Origin of the sequence: Rhodoferax koreense (assembly GCF_001955695.1) — a bacterium.
GTDB classification, from domain to species: domain Bacteria; phylum Pseudomonadota; class Gammaproteobacteria; order Burkholderiales; family Burkholderiaceae_C; genus Rhodoferax_B; species Rhodoferax_B koreensis.
The window spans coordinates 2510041-2530076 of the sequence record NZ_CP019236.1; the positions used below are offsets into that span (position 1 = coordinate 2510041).

13 protein-coding genes are annotated in these 20036 nt (G+C 65.8%); 5 read left to right on the forward strand and 8 right to left on the reverse strand.

What is annotated here, in order from left to right; all coding sequences use genetic code 11:
- Nucleotides 1–54 precede the first annotated feature (54 nt).
- From RD110_RS11900 to kdgR, 3 genes are all read left to right on the forward strand, one after another.
- Nucleotides 55–1203, forward strand: a complete 1149-nt coding sequence (locus tag RD110_RS11900; protein ID WP_076199694.1) for an oligogalacturonate lyase family protein — start codon at nucleotides 55–57, stop codon at nucleotides 1201–1203.
- Between the two features lie 16 nt (nucleotides 1204–1219).
- On the forward strand, nucleotides 1220–2554 hold the full coding sequence (locus RD110_RS11905; RefSeq protein ID WP_076204839.1) for a pectate lyase family protein: 1335 nt from the start codon (nucleotides 1220–1222) through the stop codon (nucleotides 2552–2554).
- Between the two features lie 105 nt (nucleotides 2555–2659).
- Nucleotides 2660–3484, forward strand: a complete 825-nt coding sequence (gene kdgR, locus RD110_RS11910) for a DNA-binding transcriptional regulator KdgR (RefSeq protein ID WP_076199695.1) — start codon at nucleotides 2660–2662, stop codon at nucleotides 3482–3484.
- Between the two features lie 3 nt (nucleotides 3485–3487).
- Here kdgR and RD110_RS11915 read toward each other — a convergent pair whose 3' ends face one another.
- The 7 genes from RD110_RS11915 to mfd all read right to left on the reverse strand — a co-directional run bounded on the left by RD110_RS11915 (nucleotide 3488) and on the right by mfd (nucleotide 17044).
- On the reverse strand, nucleotides 3488–4639 hold the full coding sequence (locus RD110_RS11915; protein ID WP_076199696.1) for an oxygenase MpaB family protein: 1152 nt from the start codon (nucleotides 4637–4639) through the stop codon (nucleotides 3488–3490).
- Nucleotides 4640–4810: 171 nt separating this feature from the next.
- The gene (locus RD110_RS28560; RefSeq protein ID WP_157900164.1) at nucleotides 4811–6358 is read right to left on the reverse strand and encodes a SpoVR family protein; all 1548 of its coding nucleotides are present in this window, start codon (nucleotides 6356–6358) and stop codon (nucleotides 4811–4813) included.
- Nucleotides 6359–6394: 36 nt separating this feature from the next.
- A complete protein-coding gene (locus RD110_RS28565; RefSeq protein ID WP_076199698.1) occupies nucleotides 6395–7681 on the reverse strand; it encodes a YeaH/YhbH family protein in 1287 nt (428 codons plus the stop codon).
- Between the two features lie 39 nt (nucleotides 7682–7720).
- The gene (locus RD110_RS11930; RefSeq protein ID WP_076199699.1) at nucleotides 7721–9643 is read right to left on the reverse strand and encodes a PrkA family serine protein kinase; all 1923 of its coding nucleotides are present in this window, start codon (nucleotides 9641–9643) and stop codon (nucleotides 7721–7723) included.
- Nucleotides 9644–9763: 120 nt separating this feature from the next.
- Nucleotides 9764–10501, reverse strand: coding sequence for a phosphoserine phosphatase SerB (gene serB / locus RD110_RS11935; protein WP_076199700.1), 738 nt, complete (start codon nucleotides 10499–10501; stop codon nucleotides 9764–9766).
- 56 nt (nucleotides 10502–10557) lie between these two features.
- Entirely contained in the window at nucleotides 10558–13515 is a 2958-nt protein-coding gene (locus RD110_RS11940) for a CHAT domain-containing protein (RefSeq protein ID WP_157900165.1), read from the reverse strand.
- A gap of 16 nt (nucleotides 13516–13531) precedes the next feature.
- A complete protein-coding gene (gene mfd, locus RD110_RS11945) occupies nucleotides 13532–17044 on the reverse strand; it encodes a transcription-repair coupling factor (RefSeq protein WP_076199702.1) in 3513 nt (1170 codons plus the stop codon).
- Nucleotides 17045–17134: 90 nt separating this feature from the next.
- Between mfd and ispD the strand changes: the two genes are divergently transcribed.
- Nucleotides 17135–17896 carry a 2-C-methyl-D-erythritol 4-phosphate cytidylyltransferase gene (gene ispD / locus RD110_RS11950; RefSeq protein WP_076199703.1) on the forward strand — a complete coding sequence of 254 codons (762 nt, stop codon included), beginning with the start codon at nucleotides 17135–17137 and terminating at the stop codon, nucleotides 17894–17896.
- Entirely contained in the window at nucleotides 17893–18366 is a 474-nt protein-coding gene (ispF, locus tag RD110_RS11955) for a 2-C-methyl-D-erythritol 2,4-cyclodiphosphate synthase (protein ID WP_076199704.1), read from the forward strand. Before ispD ends, ispF begins: the two co-directional genes overlap by 4 nt.
- Nucleotides 18367–18595: 229 nt before the next feature.
- Here ispF and RD110_RS11960 read toward each other — a convergent pair whose 3' ends face one another.
- Nucleotides 18596–20005: an ATP-binding protein gene (locus RD110_RS11960; RefSeq protein WP_083686663.1), complete on the reverse strand. Its 1410-nt coding sequence runs from the start codon at nucleotides 20003–20005 to the stop codon at nucleotides 18596–18598.
- Between the last annotated feature and the right edge of the window lie 31 nt (nucleotides 20006–20036).

The following is a 20036-nucleotide window of genomic DNA, read 5'->3' on the forward strand; positions in this document are numbered from 1 at the left end:
TCATCCGTTCACGATCGTTTCGCACCACCATTTCGCATCACAGTTCCCGACAGCATGAGCAAGCACACCAACCGCCGGTTCGAATTCGCCAGCACCCATGACCGCGACACCGGCGCGCGCGTCACGCGGCTGACACCTGTGGACGTGACCTGTCACCGCACCTATTTCTACCAGAAGTGTTTCACGAACGACGGTGCCCGGCTGCTTTTCGGCGGGCAGTTCGGTCCGCACTGGAACTACCACCTGCTGGACCTGGCTTCGCAGACTGCCGTGCAGTTGACCGACCAGGCCGAGGAAAACACCTTCGGCGGCTTCCTGAGCCCGGACGATCGGTTTCTCTACTTCGTGCGTGCCGAACGCCAGTTGATCCGGTTGTCGCTCGACACGCTCGCGGAGGAGGTGGTCTACACCGTGCCGCCGGACTGGGTAGGTTATGGCACCTGGGTCGCCAACACCGCCTGCACCAAGATGGTGGGCATCGAAATCGCCGCAACAGACTGGTTCCCGCTGACCGACTGGCAGAAGTTTCGCGAGATGTTCCATGCGAAGCCGCGCTGCCGGCTGATCCGCATCGACCTGCGCACCGGCGAGCGCGACGTGGTGCACGAGAACAACCTGTGGCTCGGCCATCCGCAGTACCGGCCGTTCGACGACCATACCGTGGCCTTCTGCCACGAGGGCAACCACGACCTGGTGGACGCGCGGATGTGGTTCGTCGACGAGGACGGGCGCAATGTGCGCTGTGCGAAGGAACACCTGCCGGGTGAGAGCTGCACGCATGAATTCTGGGTGCCAGATGGCTCGGCAATGGTCTACGTCTCCTACCTGCAGGGCCAGCGCGAGCGGTGGATCTGTTCGCTCGACCCGGTCACGCTGGAGAACCGCCGCCTCATGCAGATGCCGCCGTGCTCGCATCTGATGAGCAACCACGACGGCAGCCTGCTCGTGGGCGACGGTGCGAACACGCCGGTGGACGTGGCCGACCCAGGCAGCCACCGCATCGAAAGCGACCCCTATCTGCACCTCTTCGACCTGAAGGCCGGCACCACGCGCCGCATCGCGCGGCACGACAGCAGCTGGGCGGTCTACAAAGGCAACCGGCAGGTCACCCATCCCCATCCCTCGTTCACGCCCGATGAACGGCAGGTGCTCTACACCTCGGACCGGGACGGCGAGCCCGCGCTGTACCTGGCCGATCTCTGAGCGCATCGCGATGACCATGAACACTCGTTTTTCCAGACGCACGGCCTGCCTGGCCGCCATCACCTGCGTCGTTGCGCTGGCCGGTTGCGCCGCTGGCGGCCCGGGTGGCGGCCAGGCCGGTGGAATCGATCCGGCCCGCCAGGCACTCGTGTCCAAAGACGGCTGGGCCGCCGACGGCACAGGCACGACCGGCGGCGCCCGCGCCCGGCCCGACCGGGTCTTCGACGTACGCAACCGCGCCGAACTGGTCGCGGCCCTCGGGCGGGCCGATGGCGACGCGGCCAGCGAGCCCAGGATCGTGCGTGTGCATGGCGCCATCGACCTCAGCGTGGACGACGCGAACCGATCCATCGGTTTCGAGGCCTTCCGAGACCCGGCCTTCAGCTGGGACGCCTACTTCCAGGCCTACGACCCGGCCACCTGGGGCCGGCAGCCGCCGGCAGGCCCGCTGGAGGACGCGCGCCTGCGCTCGGCACGCAACCAGGCCGCCCGCGTGGTCGTTACGGTGCCGTCGAACACCACGCTGATCGGCGTGGGCGCCGACGCCAGCATCGTGAACGGGATGCTGCTGTTGAGCAAGGTGGAGAACATCATCATCCGCAACCTCCGCTTCGCGGACGCCTTCGACCATTTCCCCGCCTGGGACCCGAAGGACAATGCGGGCGGTGAGTGGAACTCCGAATACGACAACGTCTCGCTCAGGGGGGCCAGGCACGTCTGGATCGACCACTGCAGCTTTGGCGACGGCACCCGGCCCGACAATACCGCGCAGACCGCGTTCGGCCGGCCGATGCAGCACCACGATGGCCTGCTCGACATCACGCTGCAGTCGAGTTTCGTCACCGTGTCGTACAACCATTTCAAGGAACACGACAAGACCAGCCTGGTCGGTTCGAGCGACGGCCAAACCGACGACGAAGGTCAGCTCAAGGTGAGTTTTCACCACAACCTGTGGGAATACACCAAAGAACGCTCGCCGCGCGTGCGTTACGGCCAGGTGCACCTGTACAACAACCTGTACGTGGTGCGTACGGCCCAGCCCTATGCGCACGGCTATTCGATCGGAATCGGCTTCAGGTCGCGGATCTTCAGCGAAAACAACGCCTGGGAGACGCCCCCTGGCGTCGGAACGAAGGCGCTGACGAAGCTGTGGAAGGGCAGCGCGTTCCGTGACCGCGGCAGCCTGTTGAACGGCCAGCCGGTCGATCTGCTGGCCGGGCTGCGGGACGCGAACCCGGGTGTCAGCGTGGACGGTGAGGTCGGGTGGACGCCGTGGCTGCACGGTGTGGTGGAGCCGACAGGGGAGGTGGCGCGCAGTGTGCGGGCATCGGCGGGTGCGGGCCGGCTGTGAGGCAGCGCGGCCGAATTCGGCGCTCGATCCAGTGCGCCGGTCGCACGGCAGATGCAACGGGGATAATGGTGCGCGTTGCAACACTTCTCGTACGAATCGAACACCATGGACGATGATTTTCCAGACTCGAAGCAGCCGGAATCCGTGGCGGCCGTCTTGAAGGTATTCGCCATCCTGCAGTCGCTTGCGGACCGCAGCGAAACCGGCGTCTCCGAACTTTCGATGCGGCTGGCCATGCCCAAGGCCACCGTCTACCGCTTCCTGCAGACCATGCGCAGCCTGGGCTACGTGCGCCAGGAGGCCGACAGCGAACGTTACGGCCTCACCATGAAGCTGTTCGAACTCGGCGCCAAGGCCCCGGTGTATCCCGACATCATCGAACTTGCCAAGCCGCACATGCATGCGCTGTCCGACCAGACGGGCGAGACGATCCACCTGGGCATGCTGATCGACAGCGACATCATCTACGTGCACAAGGTGGATTCGCGCCACATGCTGGGCATGTACTCCAAGGTGGGCAAGCGCGCGCCCATTCACTGCACGGCCATCGGCAAGGTGCTGCTGGCCTGGGAAAGCGACCAGCAACGCGAACACCTGCTGCAAGGCGTCGACTTCAAGCGCTACCGCGAGAAGACCATCACCAGCAAGTCTCGCTTCATCGAAGAGCTGAACCGCACCCGCGAGCAGGGCTTCGGCGAGGATCGCGAGGAATTTGACGATCACATCCGCTGCCTGGGCATGCCGATCTTCGACCGCCTGAACCAGGCGGTTGCCGCGATCAGCATTTCCTTTCCTACGTTCCGCTACGACGAGGCGCGCGAGCCCGAGATCGTGGCCATGCTGCGCGATGCGAGCCGGGACATGTCGCGCCAGATCGGTTGCGTGGACTTTCCGCTGGACGGGCCTGTTCCGGCCGCCCGCAGGCGCTGACCCTCAGCCCGGCGGGACGGAGCCGATCTGCAGCGGCGTGACCGGCAAAGACGCCGGTGAGGGATCTCGCACGCTGGCTTGGTAGGTGGTCTCGCCGGCGATGGCGGCGTCTGCCGCGTCGAATTCCTGCAAGGTCACCTGGATGCGTTGACGACGGAGCTCTTCGGAGCCTGATTCCTGCTGGCGTCGGTACCGGTTGGCGTCGATCAGGGCCGGCAGCAGGGCCCGGGTCCAGGAAGTCTGAACCCCCAGTGTATCGGCGACGTCGGATCCATGAATATGGCGGCAGAAGGCGTGCATGAGGCCGATCGACACTTCGCACGGCACGTCCAGCGCCGGCGCCAGCAATTGCCCGGAAGCCTCCAGCATGCTGAAGGTGAGCATCCTCGAATCCTTGTCGGGCGCAGGCAGGGTGCTGTCGATGGCCTCGAGCAGGCAGGCGGCGTCGGTCTGGTTGCCGATCGCGCCGTAGAGCGCGGGTTCGATGCCGAGCAGGCCGGCGATGGTTCGCCAGAGCGCATAGAGATCGGAAAGGTCGGCCTCGGAAAATCCGAGCCCAAGCCGTTCGAGGGCCTGGAACGGGACGACCGTGAAATCGAGCCAGGTGCGAAGCAGATCGAGTTGGCTGATAGGCACGCTGGCGCCCGTGGCGCCGGGGTGTGCGCGCAGTGTCGCCGCCCGCACCCTTGCATGAAGCAGTCGCACCTGCAGCGTATGGACGTAGCCAGCAGCGCCGGGCCGCAGTCCGTCTGGACGTACCACCTGGTGGCTCCATGCCGACGTTTCGGCCAGCCGTCTGGCGGTCCGTTCCTTGAGGTTGCGCGTATTCATCAGCACCTTGGCGATCGCCGGCGACCGGTAGGTATGGGCCAGCGATCCGGGCCCAAGCGCGACCGTCAGCCAGAAGGCCGGAATGGTCAGCCACGCGGCGCAGCCGCGGCCAACGCTTTCCGTGTCCGCCGATGGAGGCGGTGACTCCGCACTGCGCAGCAACGCTTCGAGTGCCGAAGGACAGGTCGCCAGCGAGGCCCGCCCGTTGCGGATGCCGCGGTCGATCAATGCGCGATCGAGCGCCGGATTTTCATCGAATTCCTGGATGACGGCGTCGGCGAGGGGGTCGCCACGGTGATCGCTTCCTGCGAGCTTGGCCTGCATGGTGGGGGTTGTCGTTTCTGTCATGTTGAAGGTGTGGGTTACGGTGAGCGAGTCGTCACGGTAGGGGAGCGCGCGCGATGGCGCATCGTCTAAACCGATGAGTCGCCGCAGCCACGCCTGCAACGCTGGGGCACGCCTGATCGCGTGCCTACCCGGGATGTCGATCCCGTCTCAGGGGCGGTTCGTGGAGGCCGCCCGCTTGCGCTTCTCGTTCTTGTGTTCGGCCACAAGCTCCATCTGGCCCTGTGCGTTCTCGCGTTCGAGTCGCACGGTGAAGCCCCAGAGGTAGGCAATGTGTTCCAGCATGGTGGCGGCAGAATCGCCGAGCGGGCGGCGCTGGTGCGCGAAATGGCGCAGGGTGAGCGAGCGGTCGCCGCGCAGGTCCACGTTCCAGACCTGGATGTTGGGCTCGCGGCTGCCCAGGTCGTATTGTTCGGACAGCTGGTGGCGCAGTTCGCGGTAGCCGTTGTCGTCGTGGATGACTTCGATCTCCAGCTTGGCGCGCGAGTCGTCGTCGAGCACGGAGAACAGCCGGAATTCGCGCATCAACCTGGGCGACAGGTATTGCGCGACGAAGCTCTCGTCCTTGAAGTTCTGCATCGCGAAGTCGAAGGTCTCGCGCCAATTGGAGCCGGCGATATCGGGAAACCAGGCCCGGTCTTCGTCGGTGGGTTCCTCGCAGATGCGCCGGATGTCTCGCCACATCGCAAAGCCCAGCGCATACGGGTTGATGCCCGAGAAATACGGACTGTTGTACGGCGGCTGGTAGACCACGTTGGTGTGCGACTGCAAAAACTCCAGCATGAAGCCGTCGTTCAGTTGGCCCTCGTCGTACAGCGTGTTGAGCAGGGTGTAGTGCCAGTAGGTGGCCCAGCCTTCGTTCATCACCTGGGTCTGGCGCTGCGGGTAGAAATACTGGCCGATCTTGCGCACGATCCGCACCACCTCGCGCTGCCAGGGGTCGAGCAGCGGCGCGTTCTTCTCCATGAAATACAGCAGGTTTTCCTCCGGTTCCGGAGGAAAGCGTTTTTCGACTTCGCGCTCTTCGGCCTCGGCCTTGGGCGGCAGGGTGCGCCAGAGGTCGTTGACCTGGGCCTGCAGGTATTCCTCGCGCTCCTTCTGGCGCAGGGTTTCCTTCTCCAGCGAAAGCTGTGGCGAACGCTTGTAGCGGTCCACGCCGACGTTGGTCAAGGCATGGCAGGCATCGAGCAGCCGCTCCACGGCCTCCACGCCGTAGCGTTCTTCACACTGGGCGATGTAGTTCTTGGCGAACACCAGGTAGTCGACGATGGCGTCGGCGCTCGTCCATTGCCGGAACAGGTGATTGCCCTTGAAGAAGGAGTTGTGGCCGTAGGCCGCGTGCGCGATCACCAGGGCCTGCATCGGCAAGGTGTTCTCGTCCATCAGGTAGGCGATGCACGGGTCGGAATTGATCACGATCTCGTAGGCCAGGCCCATCTGGCCACGCTTGTAGCGGTTCTCCGTGGCGAGGAAGTGCTTGCCGAAAGACCAGTGGTGGTAGTAGACGGGCATGCCGATCGAGGCATAGGCGTCCATCATCTGCTCGGCGCTGATGACTTCCAGCTGGTGCGGATAGCAGTCGAGCTTGTAGCGCGCGGCGACCTTGCCGATGGCCTCGTCGTATTCCTCGATCGCCTCGAAGGTCCATTCCGAGCCGGCTGGCAGCTGTTTCACCGGGGTTTTCATGAGGGCTGACATGGGGAGCCTCCTGTCGTGGTTGAGGCGCGCGGCCGGCTACGCCTGCTTTTTCTTGAAGAGTTCACGGAACACCGGGTAGATGTCCGCCACGTTGGCGATGCGCTGCATCGCGAAGCGGCCCGATTTCTCTTCCTGCAGCCGCGCGTATTCTTCCCACAGGTTCTGCGGCGGGCCGTCGGTGATCTCGATGTAGGCGAAATATTGCGTCAGCGGCAGGATCGAGCCCTCCAGCAAGGCGCGGCACTTCGGGGAATCGTCGTGCCAGTTGTCGCCGTCCGACGCCTGCGCGCCGTAGATGTTCCAGGCGTTGCTCGGGTAGCGCGCGGTGATGATCTCGTGCATCAGCGTGAGGGCGCTCGACACCACCGTGCCGCCGGTCTCGCGCGAGGTGAAGAAGTCGTCCTCGTCCACTTCCGAGGCCACCGTGTGGTGGCGGATGAATACCACCTCGATGCGCTCGTAGTTGCGGTTGAGGAACAGGTACAGCAGCATGAAGAAGCGCTTGGCGATGCTCTTGCGCTCCTCGTCCATCGAGCCTGAGACGTCGAGCAGGCAGAACATCACCGCCTGCGTGGTCGGCTGCGGGATCTTGACGCGGTTGTTGTAGCGCAGGTCGAAGGTGTCGACGAAAGGCATGGCCTCGATCTTGGCGCGCACCTTGGCGATCTCGCGGCGCAGGCGCTCGGCTTCCTCGGAGCTGTCGAACGCCTCGGCCGGCAGCGTCTCGCGCAACGCCTTGAGTTCGGCCTCCAGCGCACGCAGTTGCGCCGCGTAGGGCCCGCCGATGGCGATCCGCCGGCCGGCCGCGCCGCGCATGGTGCGGCCGAGGTTGATGTTCGTCGGCACGCCGGTCTGCACGAAGCCCGCACGGATGCGCCGGTACTGGTCGATGCGGGCGAGCTGCTGCTTCACAAGGTTGGGCAGCGCCATCTCGTCGAAGAAGATGTCGAGGAACTCGTCCTTGGACAGCGTGAAGACGAACTCGTCGAGCCCTTCGCCGTCCTGCGCGGCCTGACCCTTGCCACTGCCGCCACCGCCCCCGCTGGGCGGCCGGTCGACCTGGTCGCCGCGGTTGAAGCGGTCGTTGCCGGGGCGCACGGTTTCCCACACGCCGCCACGGCCGTGCTCGAACTGCGGCTCGTTGATGTCCTTGCCGGGAATGCCGATCTTCTCGCCGTTGTCCAGATCGCGCACGCCGCGCTTGTTGATGGCGTCGGACACGGCCCGGCGGATCTGGCCCTTGAAGCGCTGGATGAATCGGCTGCGGTTGACCGAGCTCTTGTTCTTGCTGTCAAACCGCCGGTCGACGATGCGTACGGTCATTCAAACTCCCGTGTTGCCTGCGATAGCCTCGAGATGGTCTCAAGAGGATTTTCTGACCCGCAGATACCATTCGCACAACAGGCGTACCTGCTTCTCGGTATAGCCCTTGGAGATCATGCGGTTCACGAAGTCCTGGTGCTTCTTCTGCTCTTCGTTGCTGGCCTTGGTGTTGAAGGAAATCACCGGCAGCAGTTCCTCGGTGTTGGAGAACATCTTCTTCTCGATCACCGCGCGCAGCTTCTCGTAGGAGGTCCAGCTCGGGTTCTTGCCGTCCTGCCGGGCGCGTGCGCGCAGCACGAAGTTGACGACTTCGTTGCGGAAGTCCTTCGGGTTCGAAATGCCGGCCGGCTTCTCGATCTTCTCGAGTTCGTCGTTGAGCGCGCTGCGGTCGAGTATTTCGCCCGTGTTCGGGTCGCGGTATTCCTGGTCCTGGATCCAGAAGTCGGCATAGACGACGTAACGGTCGAAGATGTTCTGGCCGTATTCCGAATAACTCTCGAGGTACGAGGTCTGGATTTCCTTGCCGATGAATTCGGCATACCGCGGCGACAGGAATTCCTTGATCGAGCGCAGGTATTTTTCCTCGACCTCGGGCGCGAACTGCTCCTGTTCGATCTGCTGCTCGAGCACGTACATGAGGTGCACCGGATTGGCCGCCACCTCGCGGTGGTCGAAGTTGAAAACACGCGACAGGATCTTGAACGCGAAGCGGGTCGACAGCCCGTTCATGCCTTCATCCACGCCGGCGAAGTCGCGGTATTCCTGGTAGCTCTTGGCCTTGGGGTCGGTGTCCTTCAGGTTCTCCCCGTCATAGACGCGCATCTTCGAAAAGATGCTCGAATTCTCAGGCGCCTTCAGCCGCGAGAGCACCGAGAATTGCGCCAGCATGCGCAACGTGTCGGGCGCGCAGGGCGCGTTGGCCAGAGAGGAGTTGGTGACGAGTTTCTCGTAGATGTGGATCTCGTCGGACACGCGCAGCGAGTAGGGCACCTTGACGATGTAGATCCGGTCGAGAAAGGCCTCGTTGTTGCGGTTGTTCTTGAAGGCCTGCCATTCCGATTCGTTCGAGTGGGCGAGGATCAGCCCATCGAACGGAATGGCGCCGAAACCTTCCGTGCCCTTGTAGTTGCCTTCCTGCGTGGCCGTGAGCAGCGGGTGCAGCACCTTGATCGGCGCCTTGAACATTTCCACGAATTCCAGCACGCCGCGGTTGGCCAGGCACAGGCCGCCGGAATACGAATACGCGTCCGGGTCGTCCTGCGAATAGGTCTCGAGCTTGCGGATGTCGATCTTGCCGACCAGCGCCGAGATGTCCTGGTTGTTCTCGTCGCCGGGCTCGGTCTTGGAGACGGCGATCTGCGACAGCACCGACGGGCGCAGCTTGACCACGCGGAACTTGGTGATGTCGCCGCCGAACTCCTGCAGCCGCTTCACGGCCCATGGGCTCATGATGGTGTTGAGGTAGCGGCGCGGGATGTTGTAGTCGTCCTCGAGCAGCTTGGCGTCTTCCTCCGGCCTGAACAGGCCCAGCGGCGACTCGTGCACCGGGGAGCCCTTGATCGCGTAGAACGGCACGCGCTCGATCAGGTGTTTCAGTTTTTCAGCCAACGATGACTTGCCGCCGCCCACTGGCCCGAGCAGGTACAGGATCTGCTTCTTTTCCTCCAGGCCCTGGGCGGCATGGCGGAAGTAGGAAACGATGCTCTCGATCACTTCCTCCATGCCGTAGAGGTCCCGGAAGGCCGGGTAAATCTTGATCATCTTGTTGGCGAAGATGCGCGACATGCGCGGATCGGTGCGCGTGTCCACCATCTCGGGCTCGCCGATCGCCATCAGCATGCGTTCGGCCACGCTGGCATAGGCCGAGGCATCCTTCTTGCACAAGTCCAGGTATTCCTGGATCGACATTTCTTCTTCCTGGGCCGCCTCGAAGCGGCTTTGGTAGCGCGTGAAAATGGACATGACTCTCTCCTGGTGAAGGAAACAATACGGTCTGTGCAGGCTCGCCTCTTAATCGGCTATTTCACCCTTATCAACGATCATAGGCCTTCCGTGTTGACATGCGAAACGAATTCTCCGCTGTTAGTGCAGGACATCCAAAACGCGATCGAGCCCACCTGCATTGATCGCTATCATGGCCTTCTCGCGCACCCGTGGCTTGGCGTGGTAGGCCACCGAAAGACCGGCCACGGCCATCATCGGCAGATCGTTGGCACCGTCGCCCATGGCGATCGCCTGGCTCGGCGCAATGCCCAGTCTGTCGCAGGTTTCCAACAGCATCCTGCGCTTTTCATCGCCGTCGCAGATGTCGCCCCAGGGCTGGTCGACCATGCGGCCGGTCAGCAGGCCGTCCTCGATCTCCAGCACGTTGGAACGGGTGAAGTCGATCTTCAGCAGGTCGCGCACATGGTCGGTGAAGAAGGTGAAGCCGCCACTCACCAGCAGGACCTTCATGCCCGCGGCCTGGCAGGCCGCAACGAGCCGCTTCGCGCCGGGATTGAGTTGCAGCCGCTCGCGCAGCACCTGTTCCATGCTGGCCACGCTCACGCCCTTGAGCAGCGCCACACGGCGGCGCAGGCTTTCCTTGTAGTCGCTGATCTCGCCGCGCATCGCCGCTTCGGTGATGGCCGAGACCTCGGCCTTTCGGCCCGCGGCATCGGCAATTTCATCGACACATTCGATATTGATCAGTGTCGAATCCATGTCGAACGCGATGAGCTTGAAGTCGCGCATCGACAGCGGGGGACGGATGTTCTGGATCACGAGGCCGGGTGCGAATTCGATGGCTTCGGCTTGGTGGCTTGAAGGGCTGTTGGACATGGGTGAAGAATCGGGAAGTAAGGAAGTAAAGTTGAAAAAATTCGCAGGGCGGTGCATCAGCGGGCGCCGTCACCGGCGAGGAAATACGGCGCCCAGAAGTACGGATGGCGGTACAGCGCACCGAACTTGCCGGCCGACATCTCGCGCTGGCTCGCCGCCAGGGCCTGCGCCTTGCCGAGCGCGGGGTCCTGCGCCAAGGTCCGGAAGGTCTGTACCGTCAGGTCCTTGGCCGATTGCGATTCCACCGCCCATTGCGTGGCCATGAGCGTGCGGGCGCCGGACGCGAAGAAGCCGCGCAGCAGGGCGGCCATCGAGTCGCCGGCCGCGCCGCTGGCGTAACCGGTGTTGCAGGCCGACAGCAGCACCATGTCGGCATCGAGCCGCAGGCCGACGATGTCGTCGATCGTCAGCACCGAATCGGCCAGGCCCTGTCCCTCGTAGGACATCGCCAGGCCGGCCTTGGGCATGCCGGGCACCTCGCCGGGCAGCAGGCCGTGCGTGGCGAAGGCGACGACGCGGGTGTCGACCAGGTTCTGCCGCATCACCTGGCTGCGCGAGGCGCTGGTGCCGCGCAACACGCTGGCCGCATCGGCGCCGAGCGCGTTGCCGATGGCCTGGACTTCGTCCATTGTTTCAGGCAACGGCCGGATGCGGCGGTAGTCGAGCGCCGGGCGCAGTCCAGGTTCGACCGGCAAGGCGTTCTGGCGCACCACGCGGCTGGTGGCCGGGGCGGCCGCCGGGGTGTCGCGTCCGTCGAAACTCGGGTCGGCGAAGGCCGTGAACGGCAGCTTCGCCCGGGACGGGCCATGCCCGCGCGCCAGCATCAGGGAGGATGCGCTGGGCATCAGCACCGGCGTGGCCTGGCCGATCCACCAACTGGCCTGATCGAGCTTCGTGGCGGGCTGCGTGACCAGCACGTTCCACGGCACGTTGCTCAGTACACCGCCGGCCGCGATGTAGACCGTGCGCGCCCCGCGCAGCGGCTGCGCCAGCGGGGCCAGCCAGGTCCGGTACACGGCATGGCTGGCCGCGAGGTCGAAGCCGGCCAGGTCGTTGTCCTTCTCCGGCGGCCGGCCGGCGTCGAACGGCGCGCGCAGCGCGGCGATGGCCTTGCGGGCCTCGGCGCGCGAGGTGGCGATGCGCAGGGCCTGCAGGCCGCCGCCGGGCTGGACCACGAAGGCGTAGGCGCTCTGCGGGCCGGCGTAGAAGTTGACATAGGCCTCGCCTGGGCGCAGCGCCGCACCCAGCGTGGCGGCGCTCGGGATGCTCGGACTGATCAGTTCGCGGTAGACCGGAAACGCCGCGGCGATCTGGCGGCGCAGTTCGACCAGCCGGGCGGTGCTGGCGGCAAAGCTCTTCTGTTTTTCAGCCTGCTCGGCCTCGCGGCGCTTTTGCTGCTTCTCGTCCACCTTCTCCTGTTTCGCCAACCGCTCGAGCCGGTCGGTGGCGACGTTGAACGCGCGCCGGCTCGTCGACTCCTCGAAGCGCAACTGCTGCTCCTGCTCGACGAGATCGCGCAGCTTGGGGTCGCTCGCTGCCAGCCGGGCCGCGCCATCGGCGAGCGCACCTTGCGACGCACTGGTGCGCAGCAGTTCGGCGACGCGGAAGGCCAGCGCGGCCGCGCTTGGCGACGGAGCCTGCCCGGAACCGGGCAGCAGCGTGTCCAGGATCTTGGCCAGCGCGCCGTCTTCCACATACGAACCGCGGTAGTTGGCGTCCACCCAGTCGTCGCCGGTGCTGGCCAGTCGCGACACGAAACGCGCCATCGCCGCCTCGGACACGGGTGCCGCCGGGTCGTTCAACTGGTACAGCATCTGCATCGCGACCTGGTACTTGTAGAAGGCATTGTCCGAACCCCGGCGCTTGAGATTGGACGCCACCACCACACCGACGCGGTCCGACGCGTCGGCCCACTGGCCGCGCGAGGCCATGAACAGGGAATCGGCTTCCACGCCCGCGAAGCTGCCATTCAGCACCACGTTGGCTGCACGCGCGCGCTGCAGCCGGTCCGCATCGTCCTGGTAGTCGCCGATGCGGCCCATCGCCAGCGCGATCATCAGCCGCAGCCGGCGCGAGACGCCCAGCGCCACCTCATGCTCCTGCGCGCCGGCCTTCAGGTAGCCGGCAATACCGGCGTCCACCGCCGCCAGCGCCGCATCGTAGTCGTCGTGCGAACACAGCGCGATCGCCAGCGCGGTGTTCAGGCTGGCCAATTGGTAGGGCGTGGCATACAGGTCCGGGCGCGTGGCCACGCGCTGCTGGATGCCCCGGATGTAGCTCAGCGCCTCCTCGCGGCGGTTGTTCTGCACCAGCAGCAGCACGTGCACCTGCACGTTGTTGAGCAGTTCGTTGGCGGCCGCCTGGTGGCGTTTCGGGCTGAGCGCGGGGTCGTTGAAATTGGCCCAGGCCAGCTCCGAGCGTTCGCGCGTCTTGGACAGCGCGATGTCGTGGCGGCCGGTTGCGCGCCGGGCGATCTCGGCTTCGGCCTGCAGGAAGGTGTAGGACGGGTCGCTGTTCAGTTTCTCGTATTCCTCGGCCGGGGTGTCTTTGGCCAGTTGCTTGGCGCGCTGCACCGCGCGCTGGCTTTTCGGATAGTCGCCGATCAGCGCGTAGCTCACCGCCAGCGAGGATGCGGCCAACGACCGGCGGCCCGGCGAGATACTCGCATCCTCGAGCAGATCGTCGCGCACCTTCAGCGACTCGGGAATGCGCGCGCCGCGGGCGTAGGCACTGATGAGTTCGCTGTACACGCGGTAGCGCGTCTCGCCATCCTGGGCGGCCGTGAGTTGCTGGCGCAAGGCCTGCACCCGGGTTTCGAGGTCTTCCTTCGCGGCGGCTTCGGGCGCGCGATCGGCCGGTGCTGCATCCTCTTCCGCGGCCATCTCGGACATCTCCGAGATCTCGGCCCTGCCAGCGGAGGGCTGGGCGCCGGCTGGGGTCGACAGCAGCGCCACCACCAACCCGGCGGCGGCCCCGAGCGCGGCGATCGGCTTGCATTTCACTGGAAGACGCATGAAAAACCTCCGAAGGTCAAGGATTTTGTCCCATGCCCTCGGCCTGCGCCTGTTTCACCGCGCCGAGGCTGCGTAATACGTCACGCACCATCTGCGCCCGGTCCTTCGGGTCGGGCAGTGCACGTTCGATGCGCAGCTTGTCGTTCCCGGCAAGCTTGATGTACTTGTTCTTCTGGATCAGTTCGATGATGCGGATCGGCTCGAACGGCGGGTTCGGCTTGAAGGTGATGTGGATGATGCCGGGCGCGGCGTCCACCTTCACCACGCCATAGGGCCGGGCGATCACGCGCAGCCGGTGCACGTCAATCAGTGTCTGCGCCTGGGGCGGCAGCTTGCCGAAGCGGTCGACGATCTCCTCCAGCAGGCCGTCGATCTGGTCGGTGGTCCTGGCCGTCGCCAGCTTCTTGTAGAACGACAGGCGCAGGTGCACGTCGCCGCAGTAGTCGTCCGGCAGCAGCGCCGGGGCGTGCAGGTTGATCTCGGTGGTGGCGTTCAGCGGGCTCAGCAGGTCGGGTTCGATGCCGGCCTTCAGGCAGCGCACCGCCTCGTTGAGCATCTCGTTGTAGAGCTGGAAGCCGACCTCCAGCATGTTGCCGCTCTGGTTCTCGCCGAGCACTTCGCCCGCGCCGCGGATCTCCAGGTCGTGCATGGCGAGGTAGAAGCCCGAGCCCAGTTCCTCCATTTGCTGGATCGCGTCCAGGCGCTGCTGGGCCTGCTTGGTCAGGCCTTCGATGTCGGGCACCATCAGGTAGGCATAGGCCTGGTGGTGGCTGCGGCCCACGCGGCCGCGCAGTTGGTGCAGCTGCGCCAGGCCGAACTTGTCGGCCCGCGCCATGACGATGGTGTTGGCCGTCGGCACGTCGATGCCGGTCTCGATGATGGTCGAGCACAGCAGCAGGTTGAAGCGCTGGGCGATGAAGTCGCGCATCACCGCCTCGAGTTGCCGCTCGGGCATCTGGCCGTGGGCCACGCCGATGCGGGCCTCGGGCAGCAGTTCCTCCAGCTTCTGGCGCCGGTTCTCGATGGTTTCGACCTCGTTGTGCAGGAAGTACACCTGGCCGCCGCGCTTCAACTCGCGCAGCACGGCTTCGCGGATCACGCCGTTGCTTTCGCTGCGCACGAAGGTCTTGATGGCCAGCCGGCGTTGTGGCGCGGTGGCGATGACCGAGAGATCGCGCAGGCCTTCGAGCGCCATGCCCAGCGTGCGCGGGATCGGCGTGGCAGTGAGCGTGAGCACGTCGACCTCGGCGCGCAGGGCCTTCATCTGCTCCTTATGGCGCACGCCGAAGCGGTGTTCCTCGTCGATGATGAGCAGGCCGAGGTTCTTGAAATGCGTGTCCTGGCTCAACAGCTTGTGTGTGCCGACGACGATGTCCACGCTGCCGTCGGCCACGCCCTTGAGTGCGGCGGTGATTTCCTTGCCCGAGCGGAAGCGGCTCATCTCGGCGATCTTCACCGGCCACTTGCTGAAGCGGTCGGTCAGCGTCTGGTAGTGCTGCTCGGCCAGCAGCGTGGTCGGCGCGAGGAAGGCCACCTGCTTGCCGCCGGTCACGGCGATGAAGGCCGCGCGCAGCGCGACCTCGGTCTTGCCGAAGCCCACGTCGCCGCAGACCAGGCGGTCCATCGGCCGCGGGCTGATCATGTCCTGGATCACGGCATGGATCGCGCCGCGCTGGTCGGCGGTTTCCTCGAAGCCGAAGTCGTTGGCGAAGGTCTCGTAGTCGTTGGGCGAATAACGGAACGCATGGCCTTCGCGCGCGGCGCGCCGCGCGTAGATGTTGAGCAGTTCGGCCGCCGAGTCGCGCACCTGCTCCGCGGCGCGGCGCTTGGCCTTTTCCCACTGACCGCTGCCCAGGCGGTGCAACGGGGCCTCGTCGGCGGAGACGCCGGTGTAGCGGCTGATCTGCTGCAGCTGGCTCACCGGCACGTACAGCGTGGCCTTGTCGGCGTATTCGAGGTGCAGGAATTCCTGCATCTGCGGCGTACCGTCTGCATTTTTCCCCTGCCCGAGGTCGAGGTTGACCAGGCCGCGATACCGGCCGATGCCGTGCGCCGAATGCACCACCGGGTCGCCGAGGTTGAGCTCGCTCAGGTCCTTGATCAGCGATTCGACGTCGCTGACCTGTTCCTGCTTGCGGCGCCGGCGCGTGGTCGGGCCGGCGGCGAAGAGTTCGGTCTCGGTGACGAATTCGATACCGGTCTCCACCCAGCCGAAGCCGGTGGTCAGCGCGGCCGTGGCGATGCCGATCTTCTCGTCGCCGCTCTGGAATTCGGCCAGCGAGTCGAAGGCGGGTGGGCTCAGCTGGCTCGCGCGCAGGAAGTCGAGCAGGCTCTCGCGCCGGCCGTCGCTTTCGGCCAGCAGCAGCAGCCGGTGCGGTGTCTGGCGGATGTGGGCCTTGAGGCGCGAGAGCGGGTCTTCGGCACCGCGCACCACTGTCAGCTCGGGCAGGATTTCGAATTCGGCGTAGTCGGAGACCGCGCCTGCCTCGCCGCCGGGTGCCTGGCGCAGCACCAGTTGCGGATGGGCATTGGCCGCGCCGTAGAACTGCTCGGCACCGAGGAAGAGCACTTCCGGCGGCAGCACCGGCCGTTCCGGATCGCCCTGCACCAGGCGGTAACGGTCTTTCGTGTCCTGCCAGAAACGCTGGAAGGCCGGCTCCAGGTCGCCGTGCAGCACCACCGTGGCGTCGGCACCGAGGTAGTCGAAGACGGTCGCCGTGGATTCGAAGAACAGCGGCAGGTAGTACTCGATGCCGGCGGTGGCCACACCGTTGCCCATGTCCTTGTAGATGCGGCTCTTGGTCGGGTCGCCTTCGAGCAGTTCGCGCCAGCGGTTGCGGAACTTGGCGCGCGCGTCGTCGTCCATCGGGAACTCGCGGCCGGGCAGCAGGCGCACTTCGGGCACGGGGTACAGGCTGCGCTGGCTGTCCGGGTCGAAGGTGCGGATGCTGTCGATTTCGTCGTCGAACAGGTCGACGCGGTAGGGCACGGGCGAGCCCATCGGGAACAGGTCGATCAGGCCGCCGCGCACCGCGTATTCGCCGGGGCTGACCACCTGCGACACGTGGTTGTAGCCGGCCAGCGTGAGCTGGGCCTTGAGTTTGGCCTCGTCGAGCTTCTGCTTGACCTTGAAATGGAAGGTGTAGCCGGCCAGGAAGCTGGGCGGCGCGAGGCGGTACAGCGCCGTGGTGGCCGGCACGATGACCACGTCGGCACCGGTTTCCTTGTCCCGTTGGCTGATGCGCCAGAGTGTGGCCAGGCGTTCGCTGATCAGGTCCTGGTGCGGCGAGAAGGTGTCGTAGGGCAGGGTTTCCCAGTCGGGGAACAGCGCGCAGCGCAGCGTCGGCTGGAAGAACACCAGCTCGTCCATGAGCCGCTGCGCGTCGGTGGCGTCGGCGGTGACGATGGCCGTGAGCCGGTGGCCCGCCTTCTCGCGCAGCGCCAGCTGCGCCAGCAGCAGGGCGTCGGCCGAGCCCGGCGGGCGGGGCAGGGTGAAGCGTTTGCCGGGGTTCAGTTTGGGTAGATCCATAAGGCCTGTGGGTTTGCGCTGGAAAACACGAAACCCCCCAACCTGGAAGGTGGGGGGTGTGGTGATCGGTCGATTTTAGAATGGGGGACGATGTCCAGTCCTCCAAGTGCTCCCGTTCCCCTTTCTCCACCCCGTTTCTTTGCCTTGATCCCCTGTGCCGGCGTCGGAAGCCGGGCCATCGCGGCAGGCGCCGCCGCCGCCGTTCCCAAGCAATACCAGCCGGTCGCCGGCCAGCCGATGGTGATGCACACGCTCGCAGCCTTTGCCAGCGTGGAGCGCATCGCCGACCTGCTGGTGGTGGTGGCGCCCGGCGACGATTTCTTCGAGCACCAGAGTTCGCCCTATGCGGTTTCGGCCTGCGGCGGCGCCACGCGGGCCGAGAGCGTGGCCAACGGCCTGCACGACCTGTTCGAGCACGGCGCGCGCGGCCACGACTGGGTGCTGGTGCACGACGCCGCGCGTTGCCTGGTCACACCCGCGCAGATCGACGCGCTCATCGACGCCTGCGAAGCCGACGCCGTCGGCGGCCTGCTGGCCCTGCCGCTGCCCGACACCTTGAAGAGCGAAGGCGAGGGCGCCGCCGCCGGCCGCGTCGCCGCCACCTTGCCGCGCGCGGGCAAGTGGCTGGCGCAGACGCCGCAGATGTTCCGCATCGGCCTGCTGAGCCAGGCGCTGCAGAACGCCGCGGACGAGGTCACCGACGAAGCCAGCGCCATCGAGGCCATGGGCCTGGCGCCGCGGCTGGTGCGCGGCAGCGCGCAGAATTTCAAGGTCACCTATCCCGAGGATTTCGCGCTGGCCGAAGCCGTGCTCGAAAGCCGCCAGAAACCCCGCCGGAGCATCGCACCATGAGATTCAGAATCGGAGAGGGCTGGGACACGCATGCCCTGGTGGCCGGGCGCAAGCTCATCATCGGCGGCGTCGAGATTCCGTACCACCTGGGCCTGCTCGGCCATTCGGACGCCGACGTGCTGCTGCACGCCATCACCGACGCCCTGCTCGGCGCGGCGGCGCTCGGCGACATCGGCACCCACTTCTCGGACACCGATGCCAGGTTCAAGGGCGCCGATTCGATGCTGCTCTTGGTCGAGGCCGCGCGGCTGGTGCAGGTGCAGGGCTACCAGATCGGCAACATCGACAGCACCGTGATCGCCCAGGCCCCGAAACTCATGCCGCACATCCCGGCGATGCGCACCGGCATCGCCCAGGCGCTGGGCCTGCTGCCGTCGCAGGTGAACGTCAAGGCCAAGACGGCGGAGAAGATGGGGCCGGTGGGCGAAGGGCGGGCGATGGAGGCGCGGGCGGTGGTGCTGTTGTATTGAGCAGATGGTGGGTGCTTCGACAGGCTCAGCACGAACGGTGTTTGCGGGGTGAATTGGCAAAGTGCTCGGACAGGCTCAGCATGAACGGGACTTGCCAGATGGGTTGGCAAAATGCTTCGACAGGCTCAGCACGAACGGTGTTGTGGTTCGACAGGCTCAGGAGGAACGGTGTTGTAGATCCGTTCGCCCTGAGCCTGTCGAAGGGCCTGCCGGCTGACACCGGCAAAGCCTATTTCGACGGCGCCCGCTGCAGCTTGATGTGCGCAGCCAGGCCACCGCTCGAGGTGTTCGCCAACTCGAACTCCCCCCCCATGCGCTGGATCGTCTTCTCCACGATCGACAACCCCAGTCCCGCGCCGGACGCCGCCGTACGTGCCGCATCCCCGCGGAAGAACGGCTTCGACAGATTCGCCAGCTGCTCGGGGTCCACACCCTGGCCGTGGTCGCGCACCTTGAGCAGCACCCACTGGTCGCGTACCTTGCCGGCGATGTCGACCATGGCCACGCCGGTGTCGGCCGACTTGCCGTAGCGGCGCGCGTTCTCCAGCAGGTTGGCGATCACGCGTGCCAGTTCGACCTCGTCGGCCATCACCATCATGTTGTCGGCCAGGCTGACCTGGATCTGGATGTCCTCGTGGTCGCGCAGCGCATACAGGTTGGCCTCGATCACCTGGTTCAACGACACGGGCTTCAACTGCACGTGGTCGGGCCGCGCGTAGTCGAGGAACTTGTCGATGATGCCGTCGAGCTGGGCGATGTCGGCCACCATGTGTTCGCGCGCGTCGTTGTCGGCCACGCTCATCTCGGTTTCCAGCCGCAGCCGGGCCAGCGGCGTGCGCAGGTCGTGCGAGATGCCGGCCAGCATCACGACGCGGTCCTGCTCGATCTTGGCGAGCTTCTGCGCCATGCGGTTGAAGCCGATGTTGACCTCGCGGATCTCGCCGGTCACGCCGCGCTCGTCCAGGTGGCTGGCGTCGAAATCGCCCTCGCGCACGCGGCTGGTAGCAAAGGACAGCTGCTTCAGCGGCCGGTTGATGAGCCGGGCGATCAGCGCCGCACCCGCCATCGACAGGGCGCCCGTGGTCAGCAGCCAGATCAGCCAGGTCTTGCCGCCGGCCGGGTTGAAACGCTCCCGGTCCATGTGCAGCCAGTTCGGGTCGCCGTTGATGTCGAAGCCCACCCACAGGCCGGGCTTGCCGTTGACGCTGCGCGCCACCAGCGTGCCCGGGCCGAGCAGGCTGGTCAACTCGTCGGAAATGCGTTCGCTGAGCGCGTCGTCGTCGTAGGGCAGGTACTTGTCGGTGGGCTCGCGCGGCAGGATGCGCACGCCCTCCTGGTCGGCCATGGTCTTGATCAACGAGATGCGGCCGATGCCGTCGGAATGCACCAGCGCGGCGCGGCTCAGGTTCACCAGAGAGGCGATCTGCTGCGTGGTCTGGATCGCGCGCGGCGTGAATTCGAGCGCGCGCAACGTCAGCAGCCAGGCCATCATGCTGCCCATCAGCAGCAGCGCCAGCAGGAAGAAGGTGCGCCAGAACAGGCTCACCACCACCAGTTGCCGCGACAGGTGCGACTTCGGCACGTGCGGCTGCAGCGGCGCCGGTGCCGTGGCGTCGTAGAGGTCGGGATGGGAGCTCATGCGGCCCTGCTGGCGTTTTGCGGCGGTGGAG

Excerpts from the sequence above, each read along its gene's own strand:
- RD110_RS11900 (WP_076199694.1), top strand. The coding sequence starts at position 55 with ATGAGCAAGCACACCAACCGCCGGTTCGAATTCGCCAGCACCCATGAC.
- RD110_RS11905 (WP_076204839.1), top strand. The coding sequence starts at position 1,220 with ATGAACACTCGTTTTTCCAGACGCACGGCCTGCCTGGCCGCCATCACC.
- kdgR (WP_076199695.1), top strand. The coding sequence starts at position 2,660 with ATGGACGATGATTTTCCAGACTCGAAGCAGCCGGAATCCGTGGCGGCC.
- RD110_RS11915 (WP_076199696.1), bottom strand. The coding sequence starts at position 4,639 with ATGCAGGCCAAGCTCGCAGGAAGCGATCACCGTGGCGACCCCCTCGCC.
- RD110_RS28560 (WP_157900164.1), bottom strand. The coding sequence starts at position 6,358 with ATGTCAGCCCTCATGAAAACCCCGGTGAAACAGCTGCCAGCCGGCTCG.
- RD110_RS28565 (WP_076199698.1), bottom strand. The coding sequence starts at position 7,681 with ATGACCGTACGCATCGTCGACCGGCGGTTTGACAGCAAGAACAAGAGC.
- RD110_RS11930 (WP_076199699.1), bottom strand. The coding sequence starts at position 9,643 with ATGTCCATTTTCACGCGCTACCAAAGCCGCTTCGAGGCGGCCCAGGAA.
- serB (WP_076199700.1), bottom strand. The coding sequence starts at position 10,501 with ATGTCCAACAGCCCTTCAAGCCACCAAGCCGAAGCCATCGAATTCGCA.
- RD110_RS11940 (WP_157900165.1), bottom strand. The coding sequence starts at position 13,515 with ATGCGTCTTCCAGTGAAATGCAAGCCGATCGCCGCGCTCGGGGCCGCC.
- mfd (WP_076199702.1), bottom strand. The coding sequence starts at position 17,044 with ATGGATCTACCCAAACTGAACCCCGGCAAACGCTTCACCCTGCCCCGC.
- ispD (WP_076199703.1), top strand. The coding sequence starts at position 17,135 with ATGTCCAGTCCTCCAAGTGCTCCCGTTCCCCTTTCTCCACCCCGTTTC.
- ispF (WP_076199704.1), top strand. The coding sequence starts at position 17,893 with ATGAGATTCAGAATCGGAGAGGGCTGGGACACGCATGCCCTGGTGGCC.
- RD110_RS11960 (WP_083686663.1), bottom strand. The coding sequence starts at position 20,005 with ATGAGCTCCCATCCCGACCTCTACGACGCCACGGCACCGGCGCCGCTG.